The following is a 16,010-nucleotide window of genomic DNA, read 5'->3' on the forward strand; positions in this document are numbered from 1 at the left end:
ACACTATTCGAATGTTAATAACTATATTAACTACTTGAATCAGAGAAGTTTAATATCCAATAGATATCTACATCCTATTCACAGGCCAAAAACTGAAAACTTGTACACAATTGAACATCACTAATAATAACTATAATATATATAATATAATAAATACAATAAGGCCCAGACTGATCTGGACAACTGCCTTCTTGCTCTCAAGCCTTTTGTCTATCGGACAGAACCAATCTGAAATTCAGTTAGCCAACGAGTACCTTCTCAAAGGCGATAAAAAAAAGGCGGCCGAGCTTTACCGGGACCTGGCCAAACAAGATTTCAACACGCCGTTTGTTTATAACAATTATTTAACCGTGCTGCTGGACCTGGGGGCGTACGATGAGGCGGGTGGATATCTGAAAAGACTCTCAAAAAGGGATCCGGAAAATTTACAGTACAAATTGGACATCGGCTTGATCTATGTGAAGTCCGGTGACTTGAACAAAGCCGATCGATATTTTCGTGAGCTGATCAACGAAAACAAAGCCGTAGTGCCGCGCGCTAAAATGATGGCGGAATATTTTTCGTCGCGCTCACTCGCCGACTACGGTATCGTAACCCTGACCGAAAGCCGCGACGCGTTGGGCAACCCCAGTCTCTTTAGTCTGGACCTGGCCATGCTCTACCGTCTAAAAGGCAACCGCGATAAAATGGTGACCGAGTACCTAAACTACGTCACTCAAAATTCTGCTAACATCCAGTATGTAAAAAATATTATGCAAGCGTTGCTAACCGAACCCGACGAGTTGGTGAGCCTTGAGAATCTCTTGTACGATCGCGTTCAGAAATTTCCAGATGTCGAAGTCTATTCCGATCTTCTCATTTGGGTGACGATCCAGCAAAAAAATTTTTACGCAGCCTTCGTTCAGGCGCGCGCCTACGACAAGCGATATAAACGCGACGGAGAAAAATGCATTGAGGTTGCACGGGTCGCTGTGGACAACGAGGATTTTGAAAACGCCGCGAAGATCTATCGCTACGTGGCGCGTGAATATCCGCGAACATCGAACTACCTCGTCGCGACGTTGGGACTCATTCGTACGCGCGAAGCAAAATTGAAAAAGATCTACCCCGTGAGCGTCGACTCTGTTCGTACGCTGATCACAGATTACAAAAAATTTATAAAGCAATATTCCGACAATGCCAATGCGTTAGAAGCTACGCGCAGTCAGGCGCTACTCTTTGCAAACTATCTCGATCAAAAGGATTCGGCGGTTCATGTGTTGACAACATTAATCAACAACCCCAGAACTTCGCTCTATCTCAAGTCGAAAGCGAAACTCGATCTTGGTGACATCTATTTGCTAAAGGGTGAACCCTGGGAGTCGAGCTTATTGTATTCGCAGGTTGAAAAGACGCAGAAAGAAAATCCCGTTGGCTACGAGGCGAAGCTGAAAAATGCAAAGCTCTCGTACTACAAAGGAAATTTTAAGCTCGCCCAGGAGCACCTCGATATTTTGAAAGAAGCTACGACGCGTGAGATTGCGAACGACGCGTTGGACTTAAGCATGCGGATAAAAGAAAACATTGCTTTTGACTCGGTGGGTGAAGCGCTGAAAGAATACGCATCGATCGAGTTGCTGCTGTATCAAAATAAAACGGATGATGCGTTAACCCGACTCGGTAAATTGAAACAAGGGGTCTCTGTCTCCGGAGCCGCGTTCTCAAACCAAGGTATATTGGACGACGTCTATTGGCTGGAAGCCAATATCCGCATGCAGCGGGGTGAGTTTGAACCGGCCTTGGCACTGCTTCAAAAAATTCAACAGGAATTCGGCGACGACATTCTTGCCGACGACGCATATTTTTTGGAAGGCGATATTTACGAGCGCCAACTAAAAAATAAAGAAAAAGCAATGGAGATCTACCGCGATTTCCTCAACAAGTATCCCGGAAGCGTCTACGCGGCTGAAGCGCGCAAGCGGTACCGCGCACTGCGTGGTGACTTTACCGAGCCGCCGCAACTGTAGTTTATTTCCGTGTATCCGTGTCTTTTTTTGACACCACGAACACGGCGTCGCCTACCCGGATCAATCCACCGTGGATAACTTTTGCCGTAATGCCGCCGTGTCCGCGCATGGCGTTATAACCACCCAGGCCAAAATTTTCCTCCATGCGGGAGCAAGGGTGGCATTCCCCGGAATATTCTAATACGGCCTCACCAATCTGGAACTGCTGACCTTTTAACGCCAGCAGGTTAATGCCCTTGACGACAATGTTGCGACGGGTAAGTCTCGGGTCGGCCGACTCTTTGCCAAGATAAGAACCCATGGCTTGCAGGTGCTCTGCCTGGATGAGGGTCACCTGGCGGCTTCCGCCGGGGCTCCTGTAACGATCGCCCTCCAATCCACCATCGGGTACGGCCTGGACCGCATCGAGCGTCCTGACGTCTTCCAGACGTTTTGGGCGGACGCTGATAAATTCGACGGTGCCTGGTTGGGCAAAATTTCCAAAAAGCTGCTTAAATGCCTCTACTGCCATATCCCCTAAAACGGACTAAAGGGTGGTATTGTTAAAAATTTTCATGGTTTGCAGTTATCGCGAGCCGTCGGAAAAAAATCCGAAAATACTCTGCATGCATAACAAGATTTTTCTACCTTCGCTACCACCTAGGTGTAATCGTATGCGGAAAGAAGAAACGGTAGATCACCACATAAAAACGGCCTGGCACGCCATCGCCCGCATGTACAATCAGCAGGCGGGCAAATATGACATTACCACTTCGATTGGTTTTGTCTTGCTAAACATTCATGCCGAAAACGGCACGCCGGCTACTAAAATTGCTCCGCTCATGGGGCTGGAGTCGCGGAGCCTAACGCGCATGTTGAAAGCCATGGAGGAGAAAAAGCTCATCTACCGCGAACCCGATCCTGTTGATAAACGCTCGGTCAGAATTTTTCTGACGCCGCTTGGCAAAACAAAACGCGAGGTGTCCCGTCGCACGGTGTTGCAATTTAACCAGGCTGTGCGCGAAGAAATTCCAATGGAAAAGCTGGAAGTGTTCTTCGAGGTTTTGCAGAGCATTAACCAAATTATCGACCGAAATAATATTTACGAAAAGGTAGAAAATTAACTTCGTGCCTGAACGCAAAAGCGTTCCACGCGTGATCAAAAAATAATAACTGATGAAACGTTCTATTCGCAAAGTTGCTGTCCTCGGTTCGGGTGTAATGGGTTCGGCGATTGCCTGCCATTTCGCCAACATCGGGTGCCAGGTATTGCTGCTCGACATTGCCCCGAAGGAACTTACCGACGAGGAGAAGGCCAAAGGTTTGACGACTGATAGCAAGGCCGTTAAAAACAGGGTTGTACAAGGTTCGTTCGACCGCTCGATCAAATCGAGCCCGGGCCCGATCTATAGCAAAAAATTTATCTCGCGCATTGCGCTCGGCAACTTTGACGACGACATGGCCAGGATCAAAGACATGGACTGGATCATCGAAGTTGTCGTTGAAAATCTCGATATAAAAAAGAAGGTCTACGAGCAGGTGGAAAAATTTCGCAAGCCTGGAACGCTGGTAACTTCCAACACCTCGGGCATTCCCATTCACCTGATGGCGGAAGGAAGAAGCGACGACTTCAAGAAAAACTTTGCGGGTACCCACTTCTTTAATCCGCCGCGCTACCTCAAGCTGTTTGAAATTATTCCGACAAAAGATACCGACGCCGACGTTGTAAAATTCCTGATGCATTACGGTGACCTTTACCTTGGAAAGACCACCGTACTTTGTAAAGATACTCCGGCCTTTATCGGCAACCGTGTCGGCGTGTGGGGTCTGCTGAAAGTGATCGACTCGATGCGCAAGTTCGACCTGAACGTTGACGAAGTTGACAAACTTACCGGTCCGGTGATTGGTCGCCCGAAGTCGGCTACGTTCCGCACGTCGGACCTCGTCGGTCTCGATACACTCATCAAAGTGGCCAACAACCTGTACGCAGCGCTGCCCAACGACGAAGGTCGCGAAATGTTTAAACTGCCCGAGGTTGTTACTCAACTCGAAAAAAATAAATGGCTCGGTGATAAGACCGGTCAGGGCTTTTACAAAAAATCGAAAAACGCAAAAGGCGAGACCGAGATTCTGACGCTCGACCTGAAGACGCTCGAGTATAAGCCGAAAGCAAAGGCAAAATTTGCCACGCTCGAAACGACGAAGACGATCGATAATCTGAAAGATCGCTTCAAAGTATTGCTGGCCGGAAAAGACAAGGCTGGCGATTTTTATCGCGATGCGTTCTTTGGGTTGTTCACCTATGCCAGCAATCGCATTCCGGAAATATCGGATGAGCTTTATAAAATTGACGATGCCATCTGCGCCGGCTTCGGCTGGGAGCTGGGACCGTTCGAAACATGGGATGCTGTCGGCATTGAAAAAAGTCTGCCGGCGATGGAGGCCATCGGCTATAAACCGGCTGCGTGGGTAAACGAGATGCTGGCCGCCGGACACAAATCTTTCTACCGCATAGAAAACGGCAAGCGTCAGTATTACGATATTCCGTCAAAGTCGTATAAAAATATTCCTGGCAAAGAAGAATTTATCATTCTCGAAAACCTCAGCGACAAAGTAGTTTGGAAAAACGCGGAGTCGAAGGTGACCGACCTGGGCGACGGTGTGATCAACTTCTCCTGGCACAGCAAAAGTTATACACTGGGCAGCTCGGTGATCGAAGGTCTTAACAAAGCGATTGACCTGGCGGAAAAGGATTATCGTGGCCTGGTGGTGGGTCACCAGGGTGCCGATTTTTCGCTCGGCGCGAATCTCGGTCTGGTCTTTATGTTTGCCATTGAGCAAGAGTACGACGAGATCGACTTTATGGTGCGCCAATTCCAAAACTCTGTGATGCGTCTTCGCTACTCGTCAATACCGGTGGTGGTCGCGCCGCAAGGACGGACCCTGGGTGGTGGTTGCGAAATGACTTTGCATTCCGACCTCGCACAAGCGGCGGCCGAAACATATATCGGTCTGGTGGAAGTGGGCGTAGGCCTCATCCCGGGTGGCGGCGGAACCAAAGAGCTTGCCAAGCGTGTTAGCGACGCGTTGGAAGAAGGCGATGTGGAGTTGAATGCTTTGCAAAATGCATTCATGAACATTGCCACGGCAAAAGTTGCCTTATCGGCAGAAGAGGCGCGCGAGATGGGCATCCTGCGACAAAAAGATCGCATTTCGGTGAACAAAGATCGCCAGCTATTGGACGCGAAGGCAGCCGTAATCGAGCTGGCGGATGCTGGCTACACCATGCCGGTGCCGGCGAAAAATATTAAAGTACAGGGACGTACCGGTATGGCCCTTTTTATGGCGGGCATCGAAGGTATGCGTATGGGCAACTACATCAGCGACCACGACAAAAAAATAGCCGGATGGATTGCCAACGTTATGTGCGGCGGCGACTTATCGTATGCACAAGAGGTAAGCGAGCAATATCTGCTTGACCTCGAGCGCGAGGCATTTGTTTCACTGACAGGTGAAAAGAAAACGCTCGAAAGAATTCAATCGATCTTAACCGGCGGCAAGCCGCTGAGAAACTAAAAAGAAAAAACTATGAACGCATATATCGTAGCAGGTTTTAGAACGGGTGTCGGCAAAGCTAAAAAGGGAGGTTTCCGTTTTACGCGTCCCGACGACCTCGCCGCAGAAGTCATTAAGCACCTGGTGAAATCTGTACCAGGTCTTGAAAATAAAATGGTCGACGACCTCATCGTCGGCAACGCTGTGCCCGAAGCGGAGCAAGGCATGCAGATGGGTCGCATGATTTCACTGCTCGCTCTCGGGATTGACATTCCGGGTATGGTGGTGAATCGCTACTGCGGCTCGGGTGTCGAAACGATCGCGATCGCGAGTCAACGCATTCAGGCGGGTCAGGCGGATGTCATTATTGCCGGCGGCACAGAGTCTATGTCGTTGGTGCCGGTGATGGGTGTTAAAACCGCCTTGAATTATACTATCGCGAAAGACCATCCGACTTATTATACCAGCATGGGCCTTACGGCCGAAGAGGTTTCGAAGCAATTCAAAATCTCCCGTGAAGAGCAAGATCTGTTCTCGTACGAATCACATATGAAAGCTGCCGCCGCGTGGAAGGCTGGAAAATTTAAAGATGAAGTCGTACCCATTACGGTAAAAGAGACATACGTCGACGAGAACATGAAGAAAAAAACGCGTGAGTTTATTGTCGATAAAGACGAGGGGATTCGCGTCGATACCACCGTGGAGGGCCTCGCAAAGCTGAAGCCGGTATTTGCTGCAGGCGGTACGGTTACGGCCGGTAACTCTTCGCAGACGTCTGACGGCGCCGCCTTTGTGGTGGTGATGTCGGAGCGCATGGTAAATCAGCTGAACCTGAAACCCATCGCCCGTATGGTGAGCTATGCGGCGGCCGGTGTAGACCCGCGCATCATGGGCATTGGCCCGGTGGCAGCGATACCCAAAGCATTAAAAATTGCCGGATTGAAACTGGACGATATCGGTCTGTTCGAGCTCAACGAAGCCTTTGCGGCACAGTCGCTGGCGGTTGTAAAAGAACTGGGCATCGACCGGAGCAAGCTAAACGTAAACGGCGGCGCCATTGCCGTCGGTCACCCGCTGGGGTCATCGGGCGCGCGCCTGTCGGTTCAGCTTTTTAACGAGATGCGTCGTCAAAATAAGAAATACGGTATGGTGACTGCCTGTGTGGGTGGTGGCCAGGGAGTTGCCGGCATTTATGAATTGTTGAATTAAGAAAATTAAAAATAGGATCGGGTTATGAGCACAGCATCAGCAACGAAACAAGCCATTAAGGGCGGTGAATTTTTGATCCGCGACACGGTAGCTGCCGACATTTTCATTCCGGAAGAATTCAATGAGGAGCAGCGCATGATCATGCAGCAGTGCCGCGACTTCCTGGCGAAGGAAGTATGGCCGCGCCTGGACGAAATTGATTCCCAGAAAGATCCGAACCTCATGCCTTCCATCCTGGACAAAGCCGGTGAGCTGGGCTTGCTGGGTACATCGGTGCCGCAAGAGCTGGGGGGTTTTGGCATGGACTTCAACACCACGATGTTGGTGGCGGAAGTCATCGGCGCGGGCCACTCGGTAGCGGTAGCGCTTTCGGCGCATACCGGTATCGGTACTTTGCCCATTCTCTACTACGGCAACGAAGAGCAAAAGAAAAAATATATTCCCAAGCTGGCGACCGGCGAGTGGAAGGCTGCTTACTGTTTGACAGAACCCGACTCTGGTTCGGATGCCAACAGCGGTAAAACGAAAGCGGTCCTGAGCGGTGACGGTAAGCACTACGTCATCAATGGTCAGAAGATGTGGATCACCAACGGTGGCTTTGCCGATATATTTGTTGTGTTTGCTAAAATCGACAACGACAAAAACCTGACGGCATTCATCGTAGAAAAATCGTTTGGTGGCATTACCATGAACGAAGAAGAAAAGAAGATGGGGATCAAAGGATCGTCTACCCGTCAGATCTTTTTCAACGACTGCAAGGTGCCGGTCGAAAATATGTTGAGCGAGCGCGAGAACGGTTTCAAGATCGCCGTAAACATTCTCAATATTGGTCGGATTAAACTCGGTATTGCAGCCCTTGGCGGCAGCAAGCATACAACATCGATTGCAACGCAGTATGCGAATGAGCGCAAACAGTTCGGTACATCGATTTCTACTTTCGGCGCGATCAAACACAAGATTGCCGAAATGGCAACACGCATTTTTGCCTCGGAGTCGGCGCACTATCGTGCGGGTCAGAATATTGACGACGCCTACCATTCTTTTGTTTCCGCGGGAACCGACTCGTCAAAAGCGCGCCTGAAAGCGCTGGAAGAATTTGCGATTGAATGTGCGATTCTGAAAGTGCACGGTTCGGAAGTTCTCGACTTTACGGTGGACGAAGGCGTGCAGATCTATGGCGGCATGGGCTTTTCGGCTGAAGGGCCGATGGACCGTGCATATCGCGATGCGCGGATCAATCGGATCTTTGAGGGTACCAATGAGATTAACCGACTGTTGACAGTGGACATGCTGTTGAAGCGCGCCATGAAGGGTTCGATCGATTTGATGACGCCAGCCATGGGCGTACAAAAAGAGCTGCTCGCCATTCCGGATTTTGGCGCGGCCGAGGAAGAAGGAGTTTTTGTGAAAGAGAAGAAGGTATTGGCCAATCTGAAAAAAGCGGGATTGATGGTTGCTGGCTCTGCCGTGCAAAAATTCATGATGAAGCTGTCGGAGCAGCAAGAGATTTTGATAAGCCTGGCGGATATGATGATTGAAATTTATGTAGCAGAGTCAACATTGCTCCGGGTAGAAAAGATCATTGGCCAGAAAGGTGAAAAAGCAGCGGAGCTTCAAACGGAAATGGCTTTGATTTATTTGCATCACGCGGTTGGCAAAGCCGCTGCCGCGGGTCGCGAAGCAATCTCCGCGTTCGCCGAAGGTGATGAGCAACGTCTGTTACTCATGGGTCTGAAGCGGTTCACAAAAATAGACGCTTATAACCTGAAAGATGCGCGCAGAAAAGTCGCGGACTATGTTATTCAAAAAGGAGAATATCCTTTCTAAGATTCTCATTCCTTTAACCTAAACTGAAAAGGGCCGGAGCGATCTGGCCTTTTTTTATTGCCCGTCCGGGCATCGGGGAGGTGTTCATATTTGTAAAGAGCACTGTTCGTATTTCGATCACTGGAGCAAATGTGAAAAAAGGAAAACCCGGTTTTTGGCGAAATTTCGATACTTTTTAAGAACGGATGCAAGGTGCACGATCTTTGATGTAGCCAAGTCAAACCTGATTGGATATGAAAGCGATAACAATATCAATCCTGATTTTGGTACTGATAGTATTTGCCATTCCCTTTTCCTTTGCCATCGTTGGCCTGGTACTGGGCGCGGTGGGTGGCGTAATCGGTTTCATTTTTGGAATCATCGGCGCCGTCATTGGCGGTGTGTTTGAGTTGCTGGGTAGTATCATCAGCCTGCCTTTTCACGGCTTCCACTGCCAGGTGCCCTTTGTTGGGTTCTGGTCGGACAACATCTTTACGGTGGCGGCCATCGTGCTGGTGGCCGTTATTCTGGTAAAGGCCCGTCGTTAAGCTACGCTACGGGATGCCTGTTGTATAGTGCCGGATTAAGAAAATATTTCGAATACACTGGATTTCGTTTCACCTCTACTAAAGTCGGTTTGTGCTTGCTTGTAAAAATGACTTTGTATTGAAACTCAAATCCTTTTTCCGTACGAATATCTTTGCGTACGATATACCATTGTTTGTCATACGGGTTCAGCACTTTCACCTGTAAATGAAATAAGCCGGGTGAGCTTCGCACGCGGACAAAATTGCCGGTCTGTTTATTATATAGTTTACCGTTTATCGTCACCTGAATACGCGCCCCTTTGTCCGTTTGAATCGCGATGCCAGAGTCATAGGCCATAGCATGTATGGAGCCCATCAGCAGAAAAACCAACACAGAATATTTCATGGCTCGATTGTTTTACACTTATGGTGTTACAACCTCCGTGCCATCATTGGCAACATAAAAAAGAAAAAGGCTGCGGGAAACGCAACCTTTTTCAATTCATTAGATTTTTAATCTTGTTTTAACATGGCCGGTGGCGCCGCTACTCCCGGAAATACCTGTCCTCCTCGAATTGTTCATCACCCTCTACCGGTTTTGTTACGGTACCAACTTCCAGGATTTTGAACTCTGTGCGTCTGTTCTTCTGACGACCTTCCGGATTGTCGGTACCGTCGGGATTGGTGTTGCGTGCGATAGGTTTTGATTCGCCATAGCCTTTGGCTTGCAGGCGTTCGGTGGCAATACCATGTTGAATCATGTATGATACAGCAGACTCTGCACGACGCTGTGACAACTGACGGTTATAGGATTCGTCGTCAATGCTATCGGTGTGTGAGCCGAGCTCGATTTTAATTTCCGGGTTGTCGAGCAGCAACTGTACAAGCTTGTCCAACTCCTTTGCCGCGTCGGAACGAATGTTGGATTTGTTGAAGTCGTAGTAGATGTTCTCCAGTACAAAGCTCTTGTCCAACTCGATTTTCTCGAGGACAATCATCGTGTCAAGCGTAATGTTTGTCAGCAATTCTTTGAGTGTGGATGGATCAACCGATTTGCCTCGTGTGGTATAACCCTGGCGTTTTACCAGGTATCCGCTGGACTCACCTGTCAGGTTATAATCTTCGTTTTCGTATACGCGGAAGAGGAACTTACCGTCGTTACCAGTGACGTAATCTTGCATCACATCGCCTTTGCCGTCGAGCAAGTTGACCTTGGTGCTCGGTAGTATTTGCAGCTTGCCGTCTTTGCCCGGAGTATAGGTGATGCCTTGCAGGTAGTAGTTTACCACGCGCAGGTCGGGGTCTTCGTTGATGAAGGTATAGATGTCGTCATCGCCTTTGCCACCGTCGCGGTTCGAAGCAAAGAAACCACGATCGGGTTTGAAGAGGAACATCGCGAAGTCGTCACTGTTAGAGTTCATCGGCTGACCCAGATTTTTGATTTGGGTTTTACCGTTTGAGCGCTTCACGACGAAGAGGTCTAAACCGCCGTACCCAGGATGGCCGTCAGAGGCGAAATACAGTTTTGCATCTTCGGCTACATAGGGGAACATCTCGTTTCCGGAGGTATTGATCTCGGGACCAAGGTTGCGCACGCGGGTGAAACGACCCCGGGTATCCATTTGTGCTGTGTAAAGATCGGTACCGCCGTAGCCACCTTTGCGGTTGGAGGCAAAGTACAAGGTGCGTCCGTCGGAGCTGAAGGCAGGGGTAGAATCCCAGCTGAAGTTCTTCGCGTCACCGTCGGACTCGTTTTTAAACTGCGTGTTGATGTTAATTGGAAGAGGCTCGGACCAAACGTCGTTCCGGAAGCGGGAGATATACAAGTCGACATCCGCGCCGCCACCTTTTTTCTTTTCAGAATTGCCCTTGGCAAAGATCATGGTCTTGCCGTCGGGGGAAAACGTAATACAACCTTCGTTGCGCACGTTGTCGTTGATGCCTTCGGGTAATTTGGCGAGGCTGGATATTTCAACGTTTGCACCTTTCGTGACCACTTTGAACAAATCGGTAAAGGGTTTGCCTTCGGCCTCGTAGATCTTACCGTCGCCGCGAGACGAGGTAAAGTACAGCTCGCTGTTGAGGTAGACCGGCGAATACTCGCTCGCGGGTGTGTTGATGGCTTCCAGGTTTTTTACCTTGTAGTAGCTCGGCGCCTCGGCAAGCTTGGCCAGATAGCCGATGCCATTCATCTCAGCAGAAGCGCGGTCTTTCAGCGGTGTGTTGCTGGTGGAGGCCACCAGTGATTCCAGTTGCTGGCGTGCTTCGTCGTATTTGCCGTTTGCTTTGAGCGCCTGCGCGTAATAAAATTTAATACTATCGGCATCGAAGGCGCGGCCACTGGCGTTCGCATAAAACTGTTCCGACTCTTTGGGTCGGTTTGACAGCCGGTACGATTCAGCTATGAAGAAGTTGGACTTGCCGGTATTACCTGTTTTTTTAAACAAGTCGATAGCGTTTTGGTACTTGCCCAGCTTAAACGCCTTGATAGCCTTCTTCTCGGTACTGCAGCTACTGAGTATAATAACGATAAACAGTAGGAGGGAGGTAGATCTCATAACATCTTAAGATATAATCTGTTTCGCTCTGTAACGCTAAAGCTACAAAATATTCCGGCTTACGGAAGTACCGATTCCGCCGGTATATACCGCTTCAGCCAGGTATCGCCCGCTGGAGCAATCCAGGCTTGGTCCAGCTTGCCTTTGGTGTCCACCAGGTTGTCAAACACGGGGGTCGTTCTGTTCCAGATTCCTTCCACATACTGCGCCTTCAGATCACCCATGGACAGCAAGGTTACACCCCCGGTCGTTTGGAACGCAACGTTGGTACGGTTAAAAAAATCGACGCCCGCCGCGGTGCCGGCCTCTTTAACAGCCCGTACCGAGCTGTCGATTGAGCAGCCGCTTGCCTGATCGTTGGCTGCCAGCACGATGAAATGGTCGTGCCGAATTTCGAAGGAAGTTTCCATCGGTTGTCCATGGACGCTCCACCCTTGAGTAAACGCTGTGAGTACCTCAGAAATTATGCCTTTTTCAGCAGCAGTAATTTTTCTGTCGGCCTGGTATACCCAGACGCGGGACGTGGCGGGTAATTGGTGAAATGGGATAAGCATAGTCTTATTGCAAACCTTGTGATTCTGCGATAAGTTCGGCCAAATCCTTCACTTTTACATCGTTTTCGCGGTCTTTGCCTTTTACGCCGTCGCTCAGCATGGTCATGCAAAACGGACAGGCCACGGCAATCGTCGAGGCGCCGGTCGCCAGCGCTTCTTCTGCGCGTTCAATGTTAATGTCCTTTTCGCCTTTTTCCGGCTCCTTGAACATTTGTGCGCCACCCGCGCCGCAGCACAGCCCCGTCGTGCGGCATCGTTTCATTTCTACCAGGTCGGCGTCGAGGGCTTCCAGCACACTGCGGGGAGCTTCATAGATGTTATTGGCGCGACCCAGGTAGCAGGAGTCGTGGTAGGTAATCTTTTTGCCTTTGAACGAACCGCCCTCAACCTTGATCTTTCCTTCCTGAATGAGCTGCTGCAGAAATGTCGAGTGGTGGATTACCTCGTACGCGCCGCCGAGCTCTGGATATTCGTTTTTGATCGTATTAAAACAGTGGGGGCAGGCCGTGACAATTTTTTTGATATTGTAACCATTCAACACCTGGATGTTGCTCATGGCCTGCATCTGAAAAAGAAACTCGTTGCCAGCACGCCGCGCGGGGTCGCCCGTACAGGTTTCTTCGGGTCCTAAGACCGCAAATTTGATGTCTACAGCCTGCAGAATCTTTACAAAAGCCCGGGTTACACGTTTGTATCGTTCGTCGAAAGATCCGGCGCATCCTACCCAGAAAAGTATTTCGGGGCTTTCGCCTTTGGCGGCCATATCGGCCATAGTCGCTACATTCATTGTCGTCTGGTTGTTAAGTCGTGCTTCGTTGCGTTAGTCCTGGGCCCATTTAAACCGGTCGCTGGGCGGAAATTTCCAGGGCGCGAAGCTGGTTTCAATATTCTGGAACATCGAGTTCCACGATGCCGGCGAGCCGGATTCTTCCATGGCCACGTACCGACGCAGCTCGAGGATAATTTCCAGGGGATTGATCATAACGGGGCAAGCCTCCACACAGGCGTTGCAGCTGGTGCAGGCATTGATTTCTTCTTTGGTGATATAGTCGCCCAATAAAAATTTTCCGTCTTCGGCACCGGGGCCACCGGTCTCCACGCTTTTACCGATCTCTTCCATACGGTCGCGGGTGTCCATCATGATCTTGCGCGGCGAAAGCTTTTTGCCCGTGAGGTTGGCCGGGCATTCAGCCGTGCAGCGTCCACACTCCGTACAAGAATAAGCAGCCATTAAATTATTCCAGTTCAGGTCGCGCACATCACGCGCACCAAAACGACCCGGCTCCGCCGGGGGTGTGGTGTTGGCACCAGCCAACCCGAGCATCAGCTTTACTTCGTTTGTTACTACAGGCATATTTTTCATTTGCCCTTTGCGTTCCAGGTTGGCGAAGTAGGTATTCGGGAATGCCAGGAAGATGTGCAGGTGCTTGGAGTAGGTTACATAGACAGCGAAGGCAAGAATGCCGAGGATGTGAAACCACCATGCGCCACGCTCAATGACAATCAGCGCCGTCTCTGACAGGGAGTCATAAAGGGGCACAAAAAACGAGCTTAGAAACAGTTTGCCCGTGGGCGTGTAATGTTCGGCATGAAGCTGTTGCAGCACCTGGTCGGCGGCGTTCATATTCAGAATGGCCAGCATCAGCACAATCTCTGTGCACAAAATGATGTTGGCATCCATCCGGGGCCAGGCGGTTAGCTCGGCAGCGTGAAAGCGTTTTATCTTTAGCACATTGCGTCGGATCAGGAAAAAGACGCACGATAGTAGTACGGCCAGTGCCAGGAATTCAAAGATGTTCATTAACACCGTATAAAACCCGCCCAGGAACGGGGCAAAAATACGGTGGGTGCCGGCCACGCCATCGACGATAAATTCCAGCACCTCGAGGTTGATGACCACGAAGCCGACATAGATGAAAAGGTGAAGGATGGCCGGAATAAATTTTTTAAACATTTTTTTCTGACCAAAAGCAACGAGTGCCATGTTGGATAAGCGCTCGCCGGGCCGATCGTTAATGACCTGGTCTTTTCCCAGTCTGATATTGGCCCAGAGGCGTAAAACGCGCTTTCGGATGAAGTAGATCGCCACGCCCAGTGTGATGACAAAAAGTGCTTGTTGAATCATATGCGATAATAAATGCTAATCCATTAATTTCAATAAATTCTCACAGGGTTTTGCACCAAATATAAATTTACATACTTTTGTGCCCCTGTCCGCTGAAGGTGGCAGTCAAAATTAGGTGATGTAGCTCAGTTGGTAGAGCAAAGGACTGAAAATCCTTGTGTCGGGGGTTCGACTCCCTCCATCACCACAGAAGGCCTCCAACTTGGAGGCCTTTTTCTTTTTCCCCCCGGCTGGGTGCTGCTACCGGCCTAATTTTTAATATTTTAGCAAGCAATCCCCTGGACCCATGGGTTTAAACCTCGCTGATACCACAGTACGCCTGCTTTATTTGTACCTGGCCCAATGTATCCTGGGAGGGATCTTATTCTTTATGTTCCGGCATTTTGGCATTCTGTATCGCCGCCGGTTTCTCTACACCTGGGCACTCAGTTGGGGCGCGTTTTCCGTATACATAGCCTGTACGGGTGTCGTTGCGTTATATCTGGCCCACAGTCAATCCCCAGTTCGCCTCATCACCAGTGTGGCCGGTCAGATGTCGTGTTTTCTGCAAGTCCTTTGGGTACTACGTGGCACGTACGAGATGATAACCGAGCGAGCTTTTAACCGGCGACAGTTTAAATTGATTTTGCTGGCGCTCTTTTGTATCGCCGTTGCCTCCGTGATTCTATTTAGCCAAAATGTTCAGGATGCAAACCTGCGCCACATGGCACGGGTTGGCAGTCGTACGCTGGCGATGGGCTCGGGCTTCTTATTCACCGGCATCGTGGTGCTGCGCAACCAGAAGTTTTCCCGCGGCCTCGGACAGCGGATGCTTGCCGCGTCATTCATAATCTTTAGTGTATACCAGTTGTATTATTTTGCAGAAGTGGTCGTCAACCTGGCCGACCAACGCATGGAAGTACCCGGCTTTTTTGGCGTAGCCGATCTGTTGCTGATCGCCCTCATGGGCATGAGCATGGTCATCTGGCTACTGGAAGATGAACGAGAAAAGCTGGGTCGCTCCAACAAGGAACTCGACATGTTTCTATATAATACTTCGCACGACCTACGTGCTCCGATTGCATCCATTCTCGGGCTGACGTATTTGGGCAGGCTAGAATTTGAAGAAGAACGGGCGCGGATGTTTATGGACATGATCGAAGCCCGCATTAAAAAATTGGACATGGTCATCGGTGACATACTCAGTCTTTCACGTAGCAAAAAAACAGAGCCGCGCATGGAGGAATTGCGCTTGAAAGACCTGGTGGATGAAACGATAACCGATATTAAATTCAACAAGGGTGCATCGGCCATCGAGCTGGATTATAATCCCAGCGTCGCCGACGTTTTTGTATCGGACTACAATCAGATCAAGATCGTTTTGAATAACCTGCTGGCCAACGCCGTGAAGTATCACAACCTGGACCAACCCAGGCCCTACATCCGCATAGGCTTTATTCGCAGCGACGATCAGGTGGAGATTACCGTGGAGGACAATGGACAGGGCATACCCGAAGAAAGCTTGCCGCGAATTTTTGAAATGTTCTTTCGCGCCTCGGTCGATACCGAAGGTACAGGCCTTGGACTCTATATCGTCCGCGAGGCGCTTAACAAGGTAAAGGGAACAATCGACGTTACCTCTGAGGTAGGCAAGGGAAGCATTTTCCGGATACAATTAGAAAACGCTTAAAAAAATAAAACCGGCACGGGGC

13 protein-coding genes and 1 tRNA gene are annotated in these 16,010 nt (G+C 49.8%); 8 read left to right on the top strand and 6 right to left on the bottom strand.

Annotated features, from left to right (window positions below):
* The first annotated feature begins 206 nt into the window (after nucleotides 1-206).
* Complete coding sequence (locus KK062_RS01980) at nucleotides 207-2,006, top strand: tetratricopeptide repeat protein (protein ID WP_254082551.1); 1,800 nt, start codon at nucleotides 207-209, stop codon at nucleotides 2,004-2,006.
* A 1-nt stretch (nucleotide 2,007) separates the two neighbouring features.
* Here KK062_RS01980 and KK062_RS01985 read toward each other — a convergent pair whose 3' ends face one another.
* Nucleotides 2,008-2,517 carry an MOSC domain-containing protein gene (locus KK062_RS01985; protein ID WP_254082552.1) on the bottom strand — a complete coding sequence of 170 codons (510 nt, stop codon included), beginning with the start codon at nucleotides 2,515-2,517 and terminating at the stop codon, nucleotides 2,008-2,010.
* A 142-nt stretch (nucleotides 2,518-2,659) separates the two neighbouring features.
* On the opposite strand from KK062_RS01985, the gene KK062_RS01990 reads away from it, so the two are divergent.
* From KK062_RS01990 to KK062_RS02010, 5 genes are all read left to right on the top strand, one after another.
* A complete protein-coding gene (locus KK062_RS01990; protein WP_254082553.1) occupies nucleotides 2,660-3,109 on the top strand; it encodes a MarR family winged helix-turn-helix transcriptional regulator in 450 nt (149 codons plus the stop codon).
* A gap of 52 nt (nucleotides 3,110-3,161) precedes the next feature.
* Nucleotides 3,162-5,561: a 3-hydroxyacyl-CoA dehydrogenase/enoyl-CoA hydratase family protein gene (locus KK062_RS01995; protein ID WP_254082554.1), complete on the top strand. Its 2,400-nt coding sequence runs from the start codon at nucleotides 3,162-3,164 to the stop codon at nucleotides 5,559-5,561.
* Between the two features lie 12 nt (nucleotides 5,562-5,573).
* A complete protein-coding gene (locus KK062_RS02000) occupies nucleotides 5,574-6,749 on the top strand; it encodes an acetyl-CoA C-acyltransferase (protein ID WP_254082555.1) in 1,176 nt (391 codons plus the stop codon).
* Nucleotides 6,750-6,773: 24 nt separating this feature from the next.
* On the top strand, nucleotides 6,774-8,576 hold the full coding sequence (locus KK062_RS02005; protein ID WP_254082556.1) for an acyl-CoA dehydrogenase FadE: 1,803 nt from the start codon (nucleotides 6,774-6,776) through the stop codon (nucleotides 8,574-8,576).
* A gap of 233 nt (nucleotides 8,577-8,809) precedes the next feature.
* A complete protein-coding gene (locus tag KK062_RS02010; protein WP_254082557.1) occupies nucleotides 8,810-9,103 on the top strand; it encodes a hypothetical protein in 294 nt (97 codons plus the stop codon).
* 1 nt (nucleotide 9,104) lies between these two features.
* On the opposite strand, the gene KK062_RS02015 is transcribed toward KK062_RS02010, so the two are convergent.
* The 5 genes from KK062_RS02015 to KK062_RS02035 all read right to left on the bottom strand — a co-directional run bounded on the left by KK062_RS02015 (nucleotide 9,105) and on the right by KK062_RS02035 (nucleotide 14,319).
* Complete coding sequence (locus KK062_RS02015; protein ID WP_254082558.1) at nucleotides 9,105-9,488, bottom strand: hypothetical protein; 384 nt, start codon at nucleotides 9,486-9,488, stop codon at nucleotides 9,105-9,107.
* A 139-nt stretch (nucleotides 9,489-9,627) separates the two neighbouring features.
* Nucleotides 9,628-11,640: a CHU_0125 family OmpA-like outer membrane integrity protein gene (locus tag KK062_RS02020; RefSeq protein ID WP_254082559.1), complete on the bottom strand. Its 2,013-nt coding sequence runs from the start codon at nucleotides 11,638-11,640 to the stop codon at nucleotides 9,628-9,630.
* A gap of 59 nt (nucleotides 11,641-11,699) precedes the next feature.
* On the bottom strand, nucleotides 11,700-12,194 hold the full coding sequence (locus KK062_RS02025; RefSeq protein ID WP_254082560.1) for a hypothetical protein: 495 nt from the start codon (nucleotides 12,192-12,194) through the stop codon (nucleotides 11,700-11,702).
* Nucleotides 12,195-12,198: 4 nt separating this feature from the next.
* Complete coding sequence (locus KK062_RS02030) at nucleotides 12,199-12,966, bottom strand: (Fe-S)-binding protein (RefSeq protein ID WP_254082885.1); 768 nt, start codon at nucleotides 12,964-12,966, stop codon at nucleotides 12,199-12,201.
* A 48-nt stretch (nucleotides 12,967-13,014) separates the two neighbouring features.
* The gene (locus KK062_RS02035) at nucleotides 13,015-14,319 is read right to left on the bottom strand and encodes a 4Fe-4S dicluster domain-containing protein (protein ID WP_254082561.1); all 1,305 of its coding nucleotides are present in this window, start codon (nucleotides 14,317-14,319) and stop codon (nucleotides 13,015-13,017) included.
* A 114-nt stretch (nucleotides 14,320-14,433) separates the two neighbouring features.
* Here KK062_RS02035 and KK062_RS02040 point away from each other — a divergent pair.
* Nucleotides 14,434-14,506, top strand: a tRNA-Phe gene (locus tag KK062_RS02040).
* Between the two features lie 99 nt (nucleotides 14,507-14,605).
* The gene (locus tag KK062_RS02045) at nucleotides 14,606-15,988 is read left to right on the top strand and encodes a sensor histidine kinase (protein WP_254082562.1); all 1,383 of its coding nucleotides are present in this window, start codon (nucleotides 14,606-14,608) and stop codon (nucleotides 15,986-15,988) included.
* The last annotated feature ends 22 nt before the right edge of the window (nucleotides 15,989-16,010 follow it).

Source organism: Dawidia cretensis (assembly GCF_018598175.1).
In the GTDB taxonomy this organism is placed as follows: Bacteria; Bacteroidota; Bacteroidia; order Cytophagales; family Cyclobacteriaceae; genus Ohtaekwangia; species Ohtaekwangia cretensis.

What these genes read in the sequence shown, in the direction of transcription:
- KK062_RS01985 (WP_254082552.1), bottom strand. Translation starts at nt 2,517, where the DNA reads ATGGCAGTAGAGGCATTTAAGCAGCTTTTTGGAAATTTTGCCCAACCA.
- KK062_RS01990 (WP_254082553.1), top strand. Translation starts at nt 2,660, where the DNA reads ATGCGGAAAGAAGAAACGGTAGATCACCACATAAAAACGGCCTGGCAC.
- KK062_RS01995 (WP_254082554.1), top strand. Translation starts at nt 3,162, where the DNA reads ATGAAACGTTCTATTCGCAAAGTTGCTGTCCTCGGTTCGGGTGTAATG.
- KK062_RS02000 (WP_254082555.1), top strand. Translation starts at nt 5,574, where the DNA reads ATGAACGCATATATCGTAGCAGGTTTTAGAACGGGTGTCGGCAAAGCT.
- KK062_RS02005 (WP_254082556.1), top strand. Translation starts at nt 6,774, where the DNA reads ATGAGCACAGCATCAGCAACGAAACAAGCCATTAAGGGCGGTGAATTT.
- KK062_RS02010 (WP_254082557.1), top strand. Translation starts at nt 8,810, where the DNA reads ATGAAAGCGATAACAATATCAATCCTGATTTTGGTACTGATAGTATTT.
- KK062_RS02015 (WP_254082558.1), bottom strand. Translation starts at nt 9,488, where the DNA reads ATGAAATATTCTGTGTTGGTTTTTCTGCTGATGGGCTCCATACATGCT.
- KK062_RS02020 (WP_254082559.1), bottom strand. Translation starts at nt 11,640, where the DNA reads ATGAGATCTACCTCCCTCCTACTGTTTATCGTTATTATACTCAGTAGC.
- KK062_RS02025 (WP_254082560.1), bottom strand. Translation starts at nt 12,194, where the DNA reads ATGCTTATCCCATTTCACCAATTACCCGCCACGTCCCGCGTCTGGGTA.
- KK062_RS02030 (WP_254082885.1), bottom strand. Translation starts at nt 12,966, where the DNA reads ATGGCCGATATGGCCGCCAAAGGCGAAAGCCCCGAAATACTTTTCTGG.
- KK062_RS02035 (WP_254082561.1), bottom strand. Translation starts at nt 14,319, where the DNA reads ATGATTCAACAAGCACTTTTTGTCATCACACTGGGCGTGGCGATCTAC.
- KK062_RS02045 (WP_254082562.1), top strand. Translation starts at nt 14,606, where the DNA reads ATGGGTTTAAACCTCGCTGATACCACAGTACGCCTGCTTTATTTGTAC.